Source organism: Novosphingobium sp. (genome assembly GCF_965229225.1).
Lineage (GTDB): Bacteria > Pseudomonadota > Alphaproteobacteria > Sphingomonadales > Sphingomonadaceae > Novosphingobium.
This window is the reverse complement of the sequence record NZ_OZ245867.1, coordinates 1,372,883-1,391,231: the sequence shown is the minus strand read 5'-3', so window position 1 is coordinate 1,391,231 and position 18,349 is coordinate 1,372,883. Positions and strand designations below refer to the sequence as shown.

Annotated in this window: 17 protein-coding genes; 9 read left to right on the top strand and 8 right to left on the bottom strand. The window is 65.0% G+C overall.

Features of this window, described 5'->3' with window-relative positions:
- Positions 1-26: 26 nt before the first annotated feature.
- Entirely contained in the window at positions 27-794 is a 768-nt protein-coding gene (locus ACO06X_RS06165) for an SDR family NAD(P)-dependent oxidoreductase (RefSeq protein WP_298164001.1), read from the bottom strand.
- Between the two features lie 65 nt (positions 795-859).
- Between ACO06X_RS06165 and ACO06X_RS06160 the strand changes: the two genes are divergently transcribed.
- Positions 860-1,525: a TetR/AcrR family transcriptional regulator gene (locus tag ACO06X_RS06160; protein ID WP_421839074.1), complete on the top strand. Its 666-nt coding sequence runs from the start codon at positions 860-862 to the stop codon at positions 1,523-1,525.
- Between the two features lie 82 nt (positions 1,526-1,607).
- Complete coding sequence (locus ACO06X_RS06155; RefSeq protein WP_421839073.1) at positions 1,608-2,489, top strand: alpha/beta fold hydrolase; 882 nt, start codon at positions 1,608-1,610, stop codon at positions 2,487-2,489.
- 18 nt (positions 2,490-2,507) lie between these two features.
- Here the strand turns inward: ACO06X_RS06155 and ACO06X_RS06150 are convergent, their stop codons facing one another.
- The gene (locus ACO06X_RS06150) at positions 2,508-3,248 is read right to left on the bottom strand and encodes an SDR family NAD(P)-dependent oxidoreductase (protein WP_298163995.1); all 741 of its coding nucleotides are present in this window, start codon (positions 3,246-3,248) and stop codon (positions 2,508-2,510) included.
- A 50-nt stretch (positions 3,249-3,298) separates the two neighbouring features.
- The gene (locus ACO06X_RS06145; protein ID WP_421839072.1) at positions 3,299-4,006 is read right to left on the bottom strand and encodes a TetR/AcrR family transcriptional regulator; all 708 of its coding nucleotides are present in this window, start codon (positions 4,004-4,006) and stop codon (positions 3,299-3,301) included.
- 278 nt (positions 4,007-4,284) lie between these two features.
- Between ACO06X_RS06145 and ACO06X_RS06140 the strand changes: the two genes are divergently transcribed.
- The 6 genes from ACO06X_RS06140 (at position 4,285) to ACO06X_RS06115 (ending at position 10,832) form a co-directional block, all read left to right on the top strand.
- The gene (locus ACO06X_RS06140) at positions 4,285-5,667 is read left to right on the top strand and encodes an aromatic ring-hydroxylating oxygenase subunit alpha (protein ID WP_421839071.1); all 1,383 of its coding nucleotides are present in this window, start codon (positions 4,285-4,287) and stop codon (positions 5,665-5,667) included.
- 65 nt (positions 5,668-5,732) lie between these two features.
- Positions 5,733-7,898 (top strand): TonB-dependent receptor, encoded by a 2,166-nt coding sequence (locus ACO06X_RS06135; RefSeq protein ID WP_421839070.1) that lies wholly within the window; start codon positions 5,733-5,735, stop codon positions 7,896-7,898.
- Between the two features lie 48 nt (positions 7,899-7,946).
- Complete coding sequence (locus tag ACO06X_RS06130) at positions 7,947-8,615, top strand: glutathione S-transferase family protein (RefSeq protein WP_298163987.1); 669 nt, start codon at positions 7,947-7,949, stop codon at positions 8,613-8,615.
- Between the two features lie 14 nt (positions 8,616-8,629).
- A complete protein-coding gene (locus tag ACO06X_RS06125; protein WP_421839069.1) occupies positions 8,630-9,154 on the top strand; it encodes a VOC family protein in 525 nt (174 codons plus the stop codon).
- Complete coding sequence (locus ACO06X_RS06120; protein WP_421839068.1) at positions 9,151-9,930, top strand: ThuA domain-containing protein; 780 nt, start codon at positions 9,151-9,153, stop codon at positions 9,928-9,930. Before ACO06X_RS06125 ends, ACO06X_RS06120 begins: the two co-directional genes overlap by 4 nt.
- A 35-nt stretch (positions 9,931-9,965) precedes the next feature.
- Positions 9,966-10,832, top strand: coding sequence for a phytanoyl-CoA dioxygenase family protein (locus ACO06X_RS06115; RefSeq protein WP_421839067.1), 867 nt, complete (start codon positions 9,966-9,968; stop codon positions 10,830-10,832).
- Between the two features lie 99 nt (positions 10,833-10,931).
- Here ACO06X_RS06115 and ACO06X_RS06110 read toward each other — a convergent pair whose 3' ends face one another.
- The 5 genes from ACO06X_RS06110 to ACO06X_RS06090 form a co-directional block, all read right to left on the bottom strand.
- Positions 10,932-13,049, bottom strand: a complete 2,118-nt coding sequence (locus ACO06X_RS06110; RefSeq protein ID WP_421839066.1) for a PQQ-dependent dehydrogenase, methanol/ethanol family — start codon at positions 13,047-13,049, stop codon at positions 10,932-10,934.
- A gap of 164 nt (positions 13,050-13,213) precedes the next feature.
- Positions 13,214-13,843 carry a TetR/AcrR family transcriptional regulator gene (locus ACO06X_RS06105; protein WP_421839065.1) on the bottom strand — a complete coding sequence of 210 codons (630 nt, stop codon included), beginning with the start codon at positions 13,841-13,843 and terminating at the stop codon, positions 13,214-13,216.
- 28 nt (positions 13,844-13,871) lie between these two features.
- Positions 13,872-15,122: a thiolase family protein gene (locus ACO06X_RS06100; RefSeq protein ID WP_421839064.1), complete on the bottom strand. Its 1,251-nt coding sequence runs from the start codon at positions 15,120-15,122 to the stop codon at positions 13,872-13,874.
- Complete coding sequence (locus ACO06X_RS06095; RefSeq protein WP_421839063.1) at positions 15,119-16,654, bottom strand: class I adenylate-forming enzyme family protein; 1,536 nt, start codon at positions 16,652-16,654, stop codon at positions 15,119-15,121. The genes ACO06X_RS06100 and ACO06X_RS06095 overlap by 4 nt, the downstream gene beginning before the upstream one ends.
- Before the next feature lie 7 nt (positions 16,655-16,661).
- Positions 16,662-17,882, bottom strand: coding sequence for a cytochrome P450 (locus tag ACO06X_RS06090; RefSeq protein WP_421839062.1), 1,221 nt, complete (start codon positions 17,880-17,882; stop codon positions 16,662-16,664).
- Between the two features lie 146 nt (positions 17,883-18,028).
- Between ACO06X_RS06090 and ACO06X_RS06085 the strand changes: the two genes are divergently transcribed.
- Complete coding sequence (locus tag ACO06X_RS06085; protein WP_421839061.1) at positions 18,029-18,346, top strand: EthD family reductase; 318 nt, start codon at positions 18,029-18,031, stop codon at positions 18,344-18,346.
- The last annotated feature ends 3 nt before the right edge of the window (positions 18,347-18,349 follow it).

The following is an 18,349-nucleotide window of genomic DNA, read 5'->3' as shown; positions in this document are numbered from 1 at the left end:
CAAACCTTCCTGAAACCTGCGCGTGCTTACTTCGGCGCCATGCGGATCGCGCCATCGAGGCGGATCACTTCGGCGTTGACCATCGGGTTGGTCACGATGGCTTCTACCATCTTCGCGTACTCTTCGGGCCTACCCAAACGGCTGGGGAAGGGCACCTGCCGCCCCAGCGAATCCTGCGCTTCCTGTGGCAGCGAGCCGAGCAGCGGCGTCCAGAAAATCCCCGGCGCGATGGTGTTCACGCGGATGCCATAGCGGGCAAATTCGCGCGCGATGGGCAGCGCCATTCCGACAACGCCGCCCTTCGATGCGGCATAGGCGGGCTGGCCGATCTGGCCTTCGAACGCGGCGACGCTGGCGGTGTTCACGATCACGCCGCGCTCGCCATCCTCGTTGAGCGGTTCGGCATCGTGGATGCGCGCGGCAAACTTCGAGAGCACGTTGAACGTGCCGATCAGGTTGATCTGGATGATCTTCGCGAAGTCCGCCAGCGGCAGCGGGCTGCCATCGCGGTTGAGCACCTTGGCCGGCGGGCCGATGCCGGCGCAGTTGATCAGGATGCGCGCCTTGCCGTTGACCGCCTCGGCCTCTGCAATGGCGTTCGCCACGGCGTCCTCATCGGTCACGTTCACCGCCGCGAAGCGCCCGCCGATTTCCGCCGCCTTGGCCGTGCCTAGGTCTGCATTGAGATCGAACAGCGTCACCTTCGCCCCGCGCGCCGCGAGCAGTTCTGCGGTTGCCGCGCCAAGCCCCGATGCGCCGCCCGTCACGATGGCGGCCAGTCCTGCAATCTCCATGAAACCGATCTCCTTCAGCGCCGCCGCGGCGACTCGCAGCCCGTTCCTACGCGAAAATTTTACGCATGAGTAGATTGCTTGCTGGCAAGTTTTCGGTCAACGTCGAGCAGACCATGGACGCCGCTCAATCGCCATTTCCCTCCGCGCAGGAGAAGCGCGCCGCGCGTGAGGCGAAGCGCGCCGCAGTGCTGCGCGCGGCGGTCCAGATGTTCAACGAACGCGGCTTTCACCAGACCTCGCTCGATGATGTCGCGGCGCGTCTGGGGATCTCCAAGCCGACGATCTACCACTACCTTGGCAACAAGGATCAGGTCCTGCTCGAATGCGTCTCGATCGGGCTCGGCCAGTTGATCGAGGCGGCGGAGCAATCGCGGGCGCGCGAGGGCACCGGCGCGGACCGGCTGATCGCCTTCCTTGTGCGCTATGCCGAAGTGAACATGGATGATTTCGGCCGCTGCGTGATCCGCACCGGAGACGAGGCGCTGGCGCCGGAAAGCCGCAAGCGCTTCCGTGCGCTCAAGCGCCAGATCGATAGCGACATGCGCGGCCTGATTGCCGCCGCAATCGAGGACGGCTCGATCCCGCCGTGCGACGTGCGGCTGATGGCCTTCACGCTGGCCGGTGCGCTCAATTGGCCCGCGCGCTGGCACGATCATGGCGGTGCGCTTTCGTCCGAGGCCGTTGCCCGACAGATGGTGGGCATTCTCGCACGGGGGTTCCTGCCGCGATGATGGGCCGCCTGTGCCGGATCAAGGCCAAACCCGCGCCTGCGCAAATGCGCTTGGGCACCACTTCGATCGAAAGCCTTCCGCAATGAGCCACAATTCCCCCGGCCCTTCTGCCAAAACTGGTGCAGTGCGGCTGCACCGGATCGCCTCGCACGATGGGCTCGTACTCGCCGTCGATGATCTGGGGCCGCTCGATGCGCCGGTGGTGATCCTGCTCCACGGCGGCGGGCAGACCCGGCACAGCTGGTCGGGCGCCGCCACGGCGCTTGCGCAGCGCGGCTACCGGGTGATCAACGTCGACCTGCGCGGGCATGGCGAGAGCGAATGGTCCGAAGCGGGAGCCTATTCCCTCAATGACCGTGTCGCTGACCTTGAAGCGATTGTCGCGAAGCTCGATCGGCCTTTCGCGCTTGTCGGGGCCTCGCTTGGCGGGCCGACGTCGATCCACGCGGTGGCCCGGGCGATGCGGCCAGCCTCGCTGGTGCTGGTCGATATCGTCCCGCATCCCGAACCCGAGGGGATCAGCCGCATCGTCACCTTCATGCGCGCCCATACGGAGGGGTTTGCCACGCTGGACGAGGCGGTCGATGCCGTTGCGGCCTACAATCCGGAGCGGCCCCGTCCGCGCGATCCGAACGGGCTGATGCGCAATTTGCGCCAGCGCGAGGACGGCAGGCTTTACTGGCACTGGGATCCCCGGATCGTCGCAGCGCGCCCGCAGGACCTTCATGACATGGTGCGCCAATCAGCGGCAAAGCTGCCGCAGATCGGCGTACCGGTGCTGCTGGTGCGCGGCCTCAAGAGCGACGTGGTGAGCGATGCCGGCGTAGCCGCCTTCCGTGCGCTCGTGCCGGACCTTGAAGTGGCCGATGTTGGCGGTGCCGGGCATATGGTGGCCGGTGATCGCAACGATGCGTTCAACGATGCGGTGACCGCGTTCCTCGAACGGCACCTCCCTGCCGGGTAGCGCCCTGGCTTCGTTTGCTCATTGGGCGGTGAAGCCGTTGTCCACCACCAGTTCCGAACCGTTCATGTAGCTTGAATCGTCCGAAAGCAGGAACAGGATCGCGCTGGCGATCTCGTCCGGCTCCGCCAGCCGGCCCGATGGCATCATATCGCTGAGCGCCTGGCGAACTTCGGCAGCGCCGCCAAGCTGGTCGACGATGGCATCGGCCATGGGGGTGTTGGTGAGCGCGGGGTGGACCGAGTTGACCCGGATGCGGCTGGGGAGCGCAATGGCTTCGAGCGCGGTGGTCTTGGTCAGCAGCCGGACCGCGCCCTTGCTCGCGGTGTAGGCAGCGGCACCGGGGGAGCCGCAGATGCCCGCGGTGGATGAGATGTTGACGATCACGCCCGTCCCGCGTGCCTGCATCGCGCGCATGGCGTGCTTGCTGCCAAGGAACGTGCCCTCGACGTTCACGGCCATGACCAGCCGGAAGTCCTCGATCGAGGTTTCGGCGGTGGTGCCCATGCGGATCACCCCGGCAGCATTGACGAGGCCGTCGAGATGGCCGTGCTGCGCCGCGATGCTGCTCATCAGCGCTTCCCAGTCCGCTTCGCTGGTCACGTCGAGCCGGTGTCCGGTCACACCTGCGATGGAGACGGGGGTGAGGTCTGCGCCGTGCACGGTCGCGCCTTCGGACACCAGCCGCTCTGCCGTGCGGCGCCCGATGCCCGATGCGGCGCCGGTCACCACCATGGTCCTGCCTGCAAATCTGCCGCCCATATCGCTCTCCCGTGCTGGTCTTGTTTGGATTTCGGGAAGGGGCGCTGCGGTCAGCCGCCTTCCTGCTTCTTCTGGATTGCTGCGCGCAGGATCGATTTGGTGTGATCCAGCATATCGGCGACGACCTCGCTCGAAAGCTGGCCGGCCAGCTGGCCATAGGCCATGCCTTCAAGCAGGTAGTGCGCGATGTTGCCCGCCTTCATCACCTCGCGGTCGCGGTAGCTCCAGCCGAAGGCCCGGCGCGCTGTCTCGTACCATTCGCCCAGGAAATCCTGATAGAGCGGGGCGAAGCCCTCGGTCAGATCGGGATCGCTGCGTGCAAGCAGGACGAGTTCCTGATAGGCGAGGAAGTCCCGCTCGCCGAGGTGCTTCCAGTGGGTGTCGACGATCCGCTCGGCAAGGTCTTCGCCCGGACCTATTTCCGCAAGATCGGCGCGGAACTGCTGGAGGCGGCGGGCGTTGATGTGCGCGATCACGGCGCAGAGCAGCTCGCGCCGCGTTGCGAAATGATACTGCACCGCCCCGCGTGAAATCTGCGCCCGCTCGGCAATCACCGCGATCGAAACCTCGTGCGATTTGCCTTCCTGCAGGCAATCGACCGTCGCTTCGAGCACGCGCAGGCGCATGGCCTCGCTCTTGGCGATCTGGCGCGGGGAGGCCCCGGCGCTGCGCGATGGCCGCCGGACCCGGGGGATTGCGGTATCGACCGCCGGATCGTCCTGATCCATCGATATCATACGGTCCGATTGCAGGTTCATGGCGCATTGGTCTGGGCATTTGCCGCCCCAAGTCAAGCCTGCAGCAAGGCCCTATCATTAAAACCAGCCAGTCCGCTTGTTTATTGACAGCCCTCGGGTGCTGTGGTGTTTTCAAAAACAAGCTGGTTGGCATGTTTTAAAGCCACGGCACGTTTGGGAGAACGCAAGGTAGCGCGTCTGCGGGCTCTGGCCGCGGGATCGCGCTGCGCCGGTCATGACCGGCAATCTCCTCGACGAGCCCGGAAGCCGCCAGCGCCGTGAGCGAGGATGGTTGGGTAATGGCAAAGATCGAAGACCGATTGATCGAGGCGCTGGGGCCGGCAAAAAAGGATACGCAGGCGCCTGCGTTCGTCCCGCGCAAGCCCATCCCGGTCATCGGCTATCAGCGCATCGATGGGGAACGCTTCCACAGCCGCGAATTCATGCAGCGCGAATGGGATCACGTCTGGACCAAGACCTGGAACGTCGGCTGCCATGTCTCCGAACTCGCCGAGCCGGGCGATTTCCGCCTCCATACGCTGGGCAAGGAGTCGCTGCTGTTCGTCCGTTCGAACGATGGCGAGATCCGCGGCTTCTTCAACATCTGCCAGCATCGCGGCAATCTGCTTTGCCAGGTGGACTCCGGCTCGCTCGACACGTTCACCTGCCCCTATCACGGCTGGAAGTGGAACAACGACGGCACGCTGAACCGGATCGCGCGGCCCGAACTCTTCGCGCAATACCGCGATGGCGTGCCAAACGGCGAACTCGATCTCGCGGCGATCCGCACCGAAATCTGGGGCGGCTGGGTCTGGTTCAATCTCGATCGGCACGCAATCGGCCTCAGGGAGTATCTCGGCGAAGCGGGTTCGCACCTCGAGACTTACGAGCTTGAGGAATTCCAGCTGATCGACAGCGCCACCTTCGAATGGAACGGCAACTGGAAGCACGCGCACGATGCTTTCAACGAAAGCTATCATTTCGAATCGCTGCACGCAGACTTCATGAACATCACGGAGGGCTATGACGTTCCGATCGAGCTGATCGGCATGCACAGCCGGATGATCAACTTCAACCTGACGGTGAGCGAACTGCTCGGCAATGCGGAGGAGATGACACCGCTGCGCGAGAAGTTCCTCGGCATCGGCACGCTCGTCCCGGCGGATTACAAGGGCAGCCTGAAGGACATCCATCTCGAGGTGATCAAGGCCAAGCGGGCGATCGAGAACGATACCTACATGCCCTATCGCCGGATGAACGACGAGCAGCTCGTTCACCAGTATCACTACACGTTCTTCCCGGGCACCACGCTGACCCAGACTCCCGAAGTCTCGATCATGTTCCGCTATCGGCCGCACCCATCCGATCCGGGCATCTGCTACTACGACTTCCTGATCACCGAACGCCGCGCGCCCGGATCGGAGCCGCCTGTCGTCAATCACCGGACCTATCGCCACGGCGAACTGCAGGACTATGCCGAAGCCTTCGACGGCACGTTCGATCCGTTCCTTGCCAATGTGCTCAAGCAGGATGGTTCGAACATGACCACGATGCAGCATGGAACCGCGTCGCAGGGCTTCAGAGGCATGATCCTGGGCGATCAGGAAGTGCGGATCCGCCATTTCCACCAGCAGATCGATCGCTGCCTGATGGGGGACTACCCGTGGCTTGATCACGGTTGATCCGGCGCCGAACAGCCGCCGGGCACGAACCCTGCGGCAATGAACAAGAAGAGGGGAGAGAACCAATGAAAACGTGCCGATCTGCCGCCTATGCATGGCGCGCCGCCGCCTCGTCCGCCGCACTTGCGGTCCTTCTCGCATCGCAGGCCGCACTGGCCCAGCAAGCGCAGGCCGAAGCCGCCGAGAGCAAGGATGACAGCGAGATCATCGTGACCGCGCAGCGCCGCGAACAGACGCTGACCTCGGTTCCCCAGGCGGTGCAGGGCATCAGCGGGGAAACGCTGCTGCGTTCGGGTGTCACCGATATCGGGCAGGCGATCTCGCTCGTGCCGAGCGCCACGACCGGCGCGACCATCGGTGCGGGCAGCACGACCTACCAGATCCGCGCGATCGCCGCCTCGGAGACCGACGGCGATCCGGCGGTGGGCTACTATCTCGACAACTTTGCCTTCACCATGCCTGGCCGTCCTTATGCGCCGGTCGCCGCGTTCTACGATCTCAAGCGCGTCGAAGTGCTGCGCGGGCCTTCGGGCACGCTCTACGGCCTCGGCTCGATCGGCGGCACGATCAAGGTGCTGACCAACGATCCCGAGCTTGACCGCAACGCCGCCTCGGTGCGCGCTTCGGGCAACCTCGTGACGGGCGGCAAGCCGGGGTATTCGAGCGATGTCATGGTCAACCTGCCACTGGTGACCGACAAGGTCGCGCTGCGCGGGGTGATCACCTACAAGCGGACGGGCGGCTATGCCGATATCATCCCGACCGGCGTGAAGAACGACAACTACGCGACGAGCTTCACCGGCCGCGTCAAGCTGCTGGCCAAGCCCACCGACAACCTCACGATCCGCCTTTCTGCCTGGCGCAACAACACCAAGCAGAACTGGTCCGATCGCATCACCTTTGCCGATCCCGCCAGCATCGACCAGCGCTTCGGCGAGGCGCTCTCGGACTACTGGCTGTTCAGCGGCGATGTCGAATATGATCTGGGCTTTGCCACGCTGCAAAGCTCGACCGGCCACATCAAGAACACCGTCATCTCGAACAATGGCGGTTTCATCCCCGGCATCGGCAATTTCTCCTCGCTCTGGCCGCTCACCACGCACAACTTCAATGAGGATGTGCGCCTGACTTCATCGGGCAAGGGGCCGCTGCAGTACATCGTCGGCTTCTTCTACCAGAAGGGCGATACCTTCGGCGGCCAGACCGTGCAGCTGCCAGACTTCGTGGTGGCGCCCGGCGTGCTGGGCTTCAACACCGTCAACGACAGGAACCAGCTCTTCAGCCAGGGCTGGGCGGTCTATGGCGAAGCGACCTATGCGGCGTTTGATCGCAAGCTCGATATCACCGTCGGTGGGCGCTACTACAAGGAGAAGCGCCGGTTCGAGGAGAACAGCCAGCTCGAGATCGCGGGCGGCGTGATCCCCAATCGCAGCACCACCCGTTCCAGCAACAGCACCTTCAACCCGCGCTTCAACCTTGCCTACCACGCACCGGGCGGCGGGCTGCTTTATGTCGAAGCGGCCAAGGGCTTCCGCAGCGGCGCGATTTCCTCGGCCTCGATCGTCGGTGCGTCCAACGCGGTGCTGGGGGTCAACCTCTCCAACATCTCACCGCCCGATACGCTGTGGAACTACGAAGCTGGGCTCAAGTGGGCACTCTTCAACAACACGGTGCAGGTTGAACTGGCGGCCTATTACGTCGATTGGCCACGCGCCCAGATCGAGCTTTCGCCGGCGCTGCAAACCATCGTCGCGCAAGTCGGTGACGTGCGCGGGCACGGTATCGAGCCGTCGATCACCTGGCGCACGCCGGTGCAGGGGCTGACGCTGAACTTCAACGGCAATTTCAACTCGACCACGATCCACAACGTGGCCGCGCCGATTGTCGCCAAGATCCCGCAGCTGCGTGAGGGCAACCAGCTGCCCGGCACCGCCAAGACCACCTTCAATCTTGGCGGAACCTACAACCGCGAGATCGGGCCCGATGGCCTCGAACTCAGGCTGAACGCGCGCTACAGCTACCGCTCGCGCCAGCAGAGCATCTTCAACGGGGTCTATGCGCCGTTCAACGGGATCGGCTACGTCCGCGCCAGCATCGGCACGGACCGCTGGGAAGCGGGCATCTTCAGCGACAACGTGGGGAACACGGTCGGCCCGCTCAACCGGCCCGGCGGCCAGAACCAGATCGTCTATCCGCGCACCATCGGCATCTCGATCGAGGGCAAGTTCTAGCGCGGAGCGTGCCCCAATATCCGGGCGATTTCCACGAACGAGGCGCACATGATCTTCTATGATTTCGACCTGTTTGCACCGAACCCGTGGATCGCCTGGATCTTCGCACAGGAGAAGGGCATCGCGCTGGAGCGACGCTTCATCGACCTGTTCACGCGCGAAAACCGGCGCGAGCCCTTCATCAGCCGGATCAATCCGATGGGTGAGCTGCCCGCGCTGGAGCTCGACGACGGCACCGCCATCACCGAAGTCACCGCGATCTGCGAATACTTCGAGGATATCCGGCCCGATCCGCCGCTGATCGGCTCCACGCCCGAAGAGCGGGCGGAAACCCGCATGTGGGTGCGCCGGATCGACCAGAACATCGCCTGGCCGATGGGCGAAGGCTTCTCCACCGAGGAAGGCCGCGCCTTCTTCGAGGGCGACAAGGACATCGATGGCGCGGTGACCAAGAGTCTCCTGCCGCTGGAAGCCGCCGCCGTGCTCAAGGCCAAGTCGCGCTACCGCATGGTCTGGCTCGACGGCGTGATGCGGGGCCGCGAGTTCGTCTGCGGCAGCCGCTACTCGCTGGCGGATATCTACCTCTACTGCTTCCTCCAGTTCGGCGAAAACCATGGCCAGCCGATCCCCGAGGAAGCGACCTGGCTGCAGGACTTCTTCGTCCGGATGAAAGCGCGGCCCTTCGCCTGGCACGGGACGCCATCCTCACTCGATTGAACAGGAAACGCACAATGCACGGCCCGATCATGCAGCTTGGCTACGTCGTCGGGGATCTTGCCACGAGCGTCGACGATTGGGTCCGGCGCACCGGGGCGGGGCCCTTCATCCACATGCCGGGCATGGCCTTCGCGGGCTGGACCTTCCACGGCGAACCGCAGGCGCTGACGCTCGACATCGCCTTCGGCCAGCTGGGCGACAAGATGATCGAACTGATCCAGCCCCATGGGCCCTGGCCCAGCGTCTATGGTGATGGGCCCCTGCCCGCCGGCGCGTGCAAGGCGCACCACCATGCGTTCCTTGTCACCGATCTCGATAGCGCGGGCGTTGCGCTCGATGCCGGACCGCCGGTTTCGACCGGCAAGCTGAACGAGGAGGTCGAGCTGCGCTACTACGATTGCCGCACCGCGCTGGGCCTTCACATCGAACTGATCACCGATTGCCCGGCAACCCGTGCCTTCTTCGATCTCTCCGAGCGCGCCGCCGCACGGTGGGACGGCGGCGCACCCTTCCTCATTCCCCTGGAGAGCGCCGCATGAGCGAGCCCGTCCGCATCCATCTCATCTCGGGGGGCAAGTACCACGATTTCGATCTTGCCCGGCTGGTGATGCTGAACCTCATGGCCGAGGATGATCGCATCCGGGTCCGCTGCGCTGCGGATTTCCGCGATGTGGGCGATCTTGCGGGCTTCGCCGCCGTGGTGCTCTACACCTGCGATCTCATGCCCTCGGAAAGCGAGGCGCAGGCGCTCGCCGATTTTGTCGCGGCGGGCGGCCGGCTGCTGGCGCTGCACGGTGCGAACGCCGGTCTCGAATTTACCGACGGGCCGGAAATCGTCGCCAGCGGCGTGCGCATTCCCGGCCTCGTGAAGCCGACGGCGGAAACCGTGGCTCCGGCCTTCATGGAGCTCCTCGGGAGCCGCTTTGTCGCGCATCTCTCGGCGCAGACCATGCATATCCATGTCGAGGATCCGGATCACCCGATCACGCGCGGGCTCGATGATTTCACCGTGACCGACGAGCCCTATATTGCCGCGCCCCTGTGCAACTACCGCACCTTGCTGACCGCGCGCTACAAGGGCGAGGCGCCCGGCTACCTGCTGGGGCAGTGGGACGATGATCCGCCGCGCCCGCAGCTCTATGTCCGCAGTTTCGGCGGCGGCGAGGTGGCCTACAGCCCGCTCGGCCACGCCTGCGGCCGCTTTGATGCACGACCCCTGATGGATGAGGCGCCGGTCGTGCGCGGCCCGTGGGACGAAGCCGCGTTTCAGGAACTGCTCCGCCGCTGCATCGCCTGGCTGGCCGAAGCGCGCTGATCGCGCCCATCCCCTCCTTCCAAGGAAACCCCGCGATGACCGTGATGACCGCCGAGGCCGGGGACGCCGACACCCTGATGCAGCGCTACCGCGAGGATGGCGTGGTCTATTTGCCCGGGCTGTTCGACGCAGAAATGCTGGAATTGGCGCGGCAGGGCTTCGAGTGGAGCCTCGCCAACCCCAGCCCGGCCGCTCAGCAGCTGTTCCCGCAGGACGGCACGGTGTTCTATCAGGACCTGTTCAACACCCTGAGCTGGCCGCACTATGATCCGCTGCTGCGCAAGGCAGGGCTCGGCGAGGTGATGGCGCGGCTATGGGGCTGCGAGAACGTGTGGTTCTTCTTCGAGCAGGTCTTCCACAAGAAGGGCGCGAGCCGCCGCACGCCCTGGCATCAGGATACGTCATACTTCCCCGTGGATGGGGCGGACATGTCGGTCCTGTGGATCAGCCTCGATCCCGTACCGCCCTCGCAGGCGCTGGAATTCGTGCGCGGATCGCACCGCGGGCGCCTCTACAATGGCTCGGCCTTCACCGGCGATGATGATACCGCCCCGCTCTATGATGTGGGCGAGATGCCCCGGCTGCCGGATATCGAGGCGGACCGGGAGCGGTTCGATATCGTGTCATGGCCGTTCGAACCCGGCGATGCGCTCGTGTTTCACCCCAGCACACTGCACGGCGGCGGGCATACCGAAGCGCATGGCGAGCGGCGCACGATCTCGCTCCGCTTCTTCGGCGACGATTGCAACTTCGTGGCTCGGCCGGGGGTCAGCAAGGAATCGGCTGTGGGTTTCAACCGGCAGGAAACCGGCTCACGCGATGTCAGCGAGTTTTACGAGGGGCTGGTTCCGGGCGACCGGTTCCGTCACCCCGATTTCCCGAAGCTCTACCCGCACGGCTGATCCGCCGGTTTCGTGAGATGCCGACTGCCGGCGAAGCGGACCCGGCCCTGCCCATTTGCAGGGCCGGCATCCACGTCGCCGGCAGTTTGAAGCAATGCCTCAGCGGCTGGCCAGCGCCTTGTCCTCGTTGGCCCGCTTGATGATGTACAGGCGGATGGCTTCGGCGTCCGCCGGCTTGAGTGCCGCCTTGAACGAGACCATGCCCATCTGGTGCAGCTGGCCACCGATGACGATCGCCTTCACCGCTTCAGCCGAACCGATCACGCCGGAATGGCGCAGGTCCGGGTTCAGACTGCCCGAAATGGCAGCGTCGCCGTGGCACATGGCGCAATACCGGCCATAGAGTTGCCCGCCATGGGTCGCCTGCGCCTGTGTGCCGGTGAACGGCGGCGGATCGAGCACCATCTGGTTCATCGGCGGCGGCGCGGGCAGCTGGCCCGAAGCGCCGAGCTTGAACACCATCAGACGGCTGATATTGCGCCCGGCGCCGCCCTTGTTGGCCAGCACGCCGGTGGCGACATCCCACACGCCGCCCCAGCCGACGAGGATGGCGACATATTGCTCGCCGCCGATGGCATAGGTCATCGGCGCGGCAATGATGCCGCTCTGGGCCGGGAACGACCACAGCTTTTCGCCCTTGTCGGCGGTGTAGGCCACGAACTCGCCGCCCGAAGTACCCTGGAATACGAGGTTGCCCGCAGTCGAAAGCACGCCGCCGTTCGAAGGACCGGTGAGGTCAACTCGCCATGCGGCCTTCTTGTTTGCCACGTCCCACGCGACCAGCTGGCCTTTGGTTGCCGCCTTGGCGCCTTCCTGCACCTTGAGATCGGCCGGCATCGCCACGGCATAGCCGTCCATTCCGATCGACCATCCGAAGGTGCCCGGCTTCCAGTCCTTGGCGGCAAGGTAAGGCCATCCAGCGAGGTTGGTCGGGATGTAGAGATAGCCGGTCTTGGGGCTGTAGCTCTGCGGCTGCCAGCTATGGGCGCCGACCGCGCCGGGCAGGCTGATGAAGGGCTTGCCGGTTTTTTCATATTGCGCATCGGGGTTGATCGACGGGCGGCCTGTCTCCGGATCCAGGCCGGTTGCCCAGTTTATCGGCACCCACGGCGTGCCAGAGATGAACTTGCCGGTCTTCACATCGAGCACATACACGTGCCCGTTTTTGGGCGCGTGCATGGCCACATGGCGCTTCGCGCCGCCGATGTTGATATCCGCGATGGTGATCTGCTGATCGGAATCGAAGTCCCAGCGGTCTTCCGGGGTTTCCTGATAGTGCCAGGCATACTGGCCGGTATCGGCATTCACCGCCACGATCGAGGAGGTGTAGAGGCTGTCACCCTCACGCCCGTTCGCCGCCGGGTTCCACGGTTCGGCATTGCCCGTGCCGAAGAGGACGAGGTTGGTTTCCGGATCATAGGTGATCGAATCCCAGACGGTGCCGCCACCGCCCAGCTCCCACCACTTGTTGCCCCAGGTCTTGGACGCGGCCTCGTGCGCGGCCTTGTTGAGCCCTTCCTTGCCGAAGCCCTTGGCGGGGTTGCCGGGCACGGTGTTGAAGCGCCAGACCTCGCTCCCGGTCTCGGTGTCGTAAGCCGCGATATAGCCGCGCGCCTTGTATTCGGAGCCCGCCGCGCCGATCAGCACCCGGCCCTTCACGATGCGCGGCGCGCCGGTGATGGTGTAGTCGGTCTGGTTGGGGACGGTGACCTTCTCCCAAAGCACTTTGCCCGATTTCTGATCGAGCGCGATCAGCCGGCCATCCAGCGCCGCGACAAACAGCTTGTCGCCATACAGCGCCACGCCCCGGTTCACCGCATCGCAGCAGGCGCGGTACAGCGTGCTGCGCGGCACCTTGGGATCATAGGCCCACAGCGGCTTGCCGGTCTTCGCGTCGTAAGCCTTCACCATCGACCAGGCGGTGGTCACATAAAGCACGCCATCATGCACCAGCGGCGTCGCTTCCTGCCCGCGTGCGGTGTCCATGTCGGCATACCAGGCAAGGCCCAACTGATCGACGTTGTACTCGTTGACCAGCTTGAGCGGGGAGAAGCGCTGCTCGGCATAGTCGCCGCCGTAGGTGAGCCATTCGGCGCCCGGCACGGCGCGCAGCATCGCCTCGGTCACCGTGGCCATCGCGCCCGGGACCGCGATGGCGCCCACTGCCAGCGCGAGGCTGGATGCCAGGCCAAGCTTTCGCACAAAGGAAATGCGCATATCTTTATCCCTCTCCTCGCGGCCCGGCGTTGCCCGGGTCCATGTTTATCGACTGGTTAGACCGCCATGCCTGATTGCACCATACGCAGCGCTTCAGTACGATGATTTATCTGGCCATTTTTCTGGCTTTCCGTGCCATTTTCCGAGGGTAGTCAGGGGCCGTATCAGGCTCCCTTTTGCCGCAGCATGCCGATGAATGCTGCGGCAATGTCACCGGGTGTGTACCGGCCCTTGCGATACCAGGTCTGCGACCAGTTCAGGCTGCCGAAAAGCGCGACCTTGAACAGCCAGCGATCCGTCTCGGGAGCAAGCGGCAGTGCGGCGATCAGCTTTTCAAAATGGCGCTCATAGCGGTCGCGCTCTGCATTCAGCGTGGGCAGCATCGCGGGCGGGAACGAGCGCACGAATTCCGGATTGACGATCCGCGCATAATCGCCGCCATCGAGCAGGATCGAAAGGTGCGCAGCGCAGGCCGCCTCGATTGCCTGCCACGGCTCGCCCACGGTTTTGACCCCAGTTTTGCCTAATGCCTCATCTATCGCGGCTTCGAAGCGCGCCACGCCCTTGCGGTAGACCGCGATCAGCAGGTCTTCCTTGGACTTGAAGTGATAGTAGAGCGAGCCCGGCAGCATCCCGACCGCGCCGGCGATGTCGCGGATCGACGTGCCGTCATACCCCTTGGCTGCGAACATGGCGGCGGCCGCATCCAGCAGCGCCTCGCGCCGGCTTTCGCCCCCGCGCGCTTCGGCCTTGGGCTGGGGGTCCGCCGGGGCCTCGGCGACTCGGTTGGTCACTCGCACAGCTCCCCTCGGCATGACCGCCTCAATCGCGCTGCAGAATGGTAACCGAGCAGGCCGCCTCGTCAAAGCCCATGACGCCGCCGCCATTCTCGGCCAGGCCGATGCGCGCACCGCTGACTTGCCGGGGGCCGGCCTCGCCGCGCAATTGCAGCATGAGCTCGTCGATCATCGAAAGCCCCGTCGCGCCGACGGGGTGCCCCTTGCTGACGAGCCCGCCCGAAAGGTTGATCGGGATCGACCCGCCGAGCGTGGTCGCACCGCTTTCGACGAGCCGGCCGCCTTCGCCCATGCCGCAGAAGCCGAGCATCTCGGACTGGTAGATCTCGCAGAACGATGTCGCATCATGCACTTCGGCGAGATCGATGTCGGCCGGTGTCAGCCCTGCTGCCTTGTAGGCCCGTTCGGCGGCGAGTTTGGAAAGCCCCGGCTCGTCCAGCCGGCGATACTTGCCCGCAGTCATCGTGCTCGCCGCGATCCGGACGGCGCGCGCACGAACCGCTGCGGGCTGGCGCGCCAGCCATGCGCCCGAACAGACCAGCGCCGCCGCCGCGCCATCGCCGATCGGCGCACACATCGCGCGGGTGAGGGGCCAACTGACCGGCCTGTCCGCGAGAACATCCTCCGGGGTCAGGGCAAAGCGGTACTGCGCCTTGGGATTGTGCGCGGATGCCGTGTGGTTCTTGGCGCAGGCCATGGCGATCTGGCGCTCGGTCGTGCCGTAGGTGCGCATGTGCCACGCGGCCTGCATGGCGTAAGTATCCATGAAGATGGTCCGGCCCGGCCCCGGTTCGAACGGCTTGCCCGATGCCTCTCCGGCCTCGGCATAGTAGGCCATCCACTCTGCGGGATCATACTGGTCGATGCCGCCATCGAACAGCGCCTTGGTCCGCTCCGGCATGGCGGGATTGAACGTCTTCTCGACCCCGATGGCGATGCTGAGATCGGTCTGGCCGCTCAGCACATCCTTCCACGCGCCGTGGAGCGCAATGGATGCGGTGGCGCAGCCACCTTCGACGTTGATGACCGGCACGCGTTCGGGAAACAGCCCTTCGCGCACCAGCGGGGTGAGGCAGACCTGCCCGCGAATGCTGCCCTGGCCATCGGTCCACATGCCGCAATTGCCAAACCAGGCCATGCCGATATCGTTGCCATTTGCCAGCCCCGCATCGGCCAGCACGCCAAGATAGACCTCGCGCGTCAGATCCTTGAAGCTGCGATCGGGGAACTTGCCGAAGCTGCTCGAATAGCTGCCGACGATGTAGGCGTCCGTCATTTCGCGTTATCCCACCAAGGTGCGCGCAGTTCGCGCTTCAGCACTTTGCCCAGCGCATTGCGCGGAAACTCGGTCCTCAGTTCCAGCCCCGCCAGCCGCTGGGTGCGCGCCAGCCGGGCATTGGCCCATTCCAGCAGCGTCTCCGGATCAGGCTCACCACGCGGGATAACCAGCGCGAGCGGCGTTTCCCCCCATTTGGGATGCGGAATGCCGATCACGGTCACGTCCTGAACCGCGGGGTGCTCGCCGATCACGGCTTCGAGATCAGCCGGAAAAATGTTGAACCCGCCGGAGAGGATCATGTCCTTCTTGCGGTCGACGATGTGGAGGAAGCCTTCCTCATCCACATAACCCAGATCGCCGCTGCGCAGGAATGCCTCGCCCGATGGGCTGTGCCAGAGGATCGCTTCGTCGAGGTCCGAACGGTTGTGGTATCCGGCCATCACGCCAAGGCCGTGCCCGACGATTTCGCCCACCTCGCCGCGCGCGCATTCCCGGTCGTCACCGCCCACGATGCGCATGTCGAAGCCGATCACCGGCCGTCCGACCGCACCGGGCCGCGCGGGCGCGTCGCCGGGCTTGCGCATCGTCGCGAAGCCCTCGCTGAAGCCGTAGAGCTCGTAGACATGCGGGGTCATCCGCGCGATGACAGCCTCGCGCGTATCGGCCCGCAGCGAGGAACCGGCAGAGAGCAGCGCCTTGAGGCTCGAAAGATCATGCGCGCCCAGCGCGGGATCATCGAGCGTGACGATGCACTGGGTTGGCACCATGAACGCGTGGGTCACGTGGTGCCGCTCGATCAGCGCCAGCGCGCCGGCGGGGCTGAACTGCTCCATGATGACCACGGTCGCGCCCAGCAGCAACGGCGGGAGGACCATGAACATCGTGCCGTTCGAATAGAGCGCGGTGGTGACGAGCGCGATGGTGTCGCGCGACATGCCCAGCTCCAGCGCATTGGACCACGCAAAATGCGTGCGCGCGCCGTGGCTCTGCACGATGCCCTTGGGCAGGCCCGTGGTGCCGGAGCTGTAGATGATGTTGAAGCGGTCTTCCGGGCGGTTGCGGACGCCGGGGTCGGTTTCCGGCGCGGTGGCAAGCAGCGCGTCGCCCGCTTCCCAGCCTTCGCCCGTAAAGCCGATGGCGATGCGCCGCACGCTGGCGGGAAGCTCTGCCGCTTCTACCAGCGCACGGTTTCCGGCGGAGACGAATACGGTGCGCGCGCCGCTGTCGGCCATCATCGTCGCGATCTGCGCACCGGTCAGCAGGCCGCTGATCGGCACCATGCAGGCCCCGGCGCGCACGATGCCGAACATCACTTCCAGCATTTCGAGCGAATTGGTCATGACCAGCGCGACCGGCTCGTCATGGCGCACGCCCATCGCCCGCAACGCATTGGCCACCCGGCAGGTCGCGCGGTCGAATTCGCCCCAGGTCAGCTGCCGTGTGCCGCAGATTGCCGCGATCCGATCGGGCGCGAAGCGGGCGTGGGCGGCCCAGATGCTGGCCATGCCAAAGGCGGGGGCTTCGATCATCGCGCTTTTATCCGGTTACCATCGGCATTTCGCGCACGCCGCGCATGGTCAGCGTGTCCATGTATTCCACCGCATCGCTCGCCATGGCTGCATCGGGGAAGCGCGCGAAGAAGCGGCTTATCGCGATGCGGGCCTCGGCCCGGGCGAGCGGCGCGCCGAGGCAGAAGTGGATGCCGTGGTTGAAGGTGAGATGGCGGTTGGGCGAACGGCCGATGTCGAACTGCGCGGCGGCTTCGAACACGGCGGGATCGTGGTTGGCGGCATTGACCATGGCATAGACCCGGTCGCCCTTGTTAAGTGTCTTGCCGCGCATTTCGAACGGCTCTTTCACCACGCGCACGACGGCGCCGGTCGGCCCTTCGAAGCGCAGCATTTCCTCCACCGCGCTGGCTGCAAGCGATGGGTCAGCCAGCAGCCTTGCCTTCTGATCGGGATTGGCGAGCAGCGCGCGGATGCCGTTGCCGATGAGGTTGGTGGTCGTCTCGTGGCCCGCAAACAGGAACAGGATGCACGAGCCGATCACTTCGTCCTCGGTAATCTGGCCCGTCTGCTCCAGCATGACGAAGTGCGAGATCACATCGCCGCGCGGCTTCGCCTGCCGGTCCTTGGCGGCAGCGCGGAAATAGTCCGCCATCGCCACGATGCCCGCGCGTCCGGTCTCGTACTTGTCGCCGGTGCCGGTGGCATTGCCAAGGAACGGCTGCAACTGCATCGACCAGTCCCGCAGCAAATCCATGTCCGCGCGCGGCACGCCGAGCAGGTCCATGATCACGCTGGCGGGGAGCGGATTGGCAAATTCGCTGATGCACTCGAACCGCCCATCGCCGCGTGCAGCGATGCGATCCAGCAATCCATCGGCCAGTTCGGTGATCCCGTCTTCCAGGTCGCGCATCACCGCAGGCGTCACCACCTTGTTGAGCAAGGTGCGCAGCCGGGTGTGATCGGGCGGATCCTTGAAGACGACCCAGGTGTTGAGATAGCGGATCAGATCGTTCAGCCGCGCGCGCTCTTCACCCTGCTGGCTTTCGAAAAACGGGGTCAGCCGGTCCGAAGTGATCCCGCTGTTCATCTGCACCGACTTCACGTCGTCGTGCCGTGTCAGCACCCAGCCCTTGAGCAGCGGCGACCAGTGCACCGGATCTTGCGCCTGCAAGCGCAGCAACGTTTCCAGCGGGCGCTGGATGACGTCCGGATCGCGGGGATCGAAGACCATTTGGCGGGTGGGCATGATGCAGGAAAAGCTCCGGATTTCGGATCTGGCTATCACCCGGCTCTTGCCATAGCAATCGCTTGTTTGGTAGCATCGCGGCAAGATGAGAAGGGGCGGGCCGAACCCGCCGCCATTGTGCGCAAAACGGCGCGGGAGAGAACGTGATGCTGAAGCTTGTTGCCGTGTGGTCCGCGCCGAAGCCTGAAGACCGCGATGCCTTCGAAACGGCCTATGCCAATGTGCATGCGCCGCTCGCCCGCGCCCTGCCGAACCTCACCAGCCTTGAGACCATTCTGGTCGCCGAAGGGCTCGAGGGCGCCCCGGCCGATGCCTACCGCTTCGCGATCATGACCTGGGCGGACAAGGCCGCGATGGAGCGCGATGAGCATACGCCGGAATGGCTCGCGCTGCGCACCGATGCCGGCGGGATGATCGAGCGTTTCGGCGTGACGCTGACGTCCTCCATCGGCAACGTCGGTTAGGCG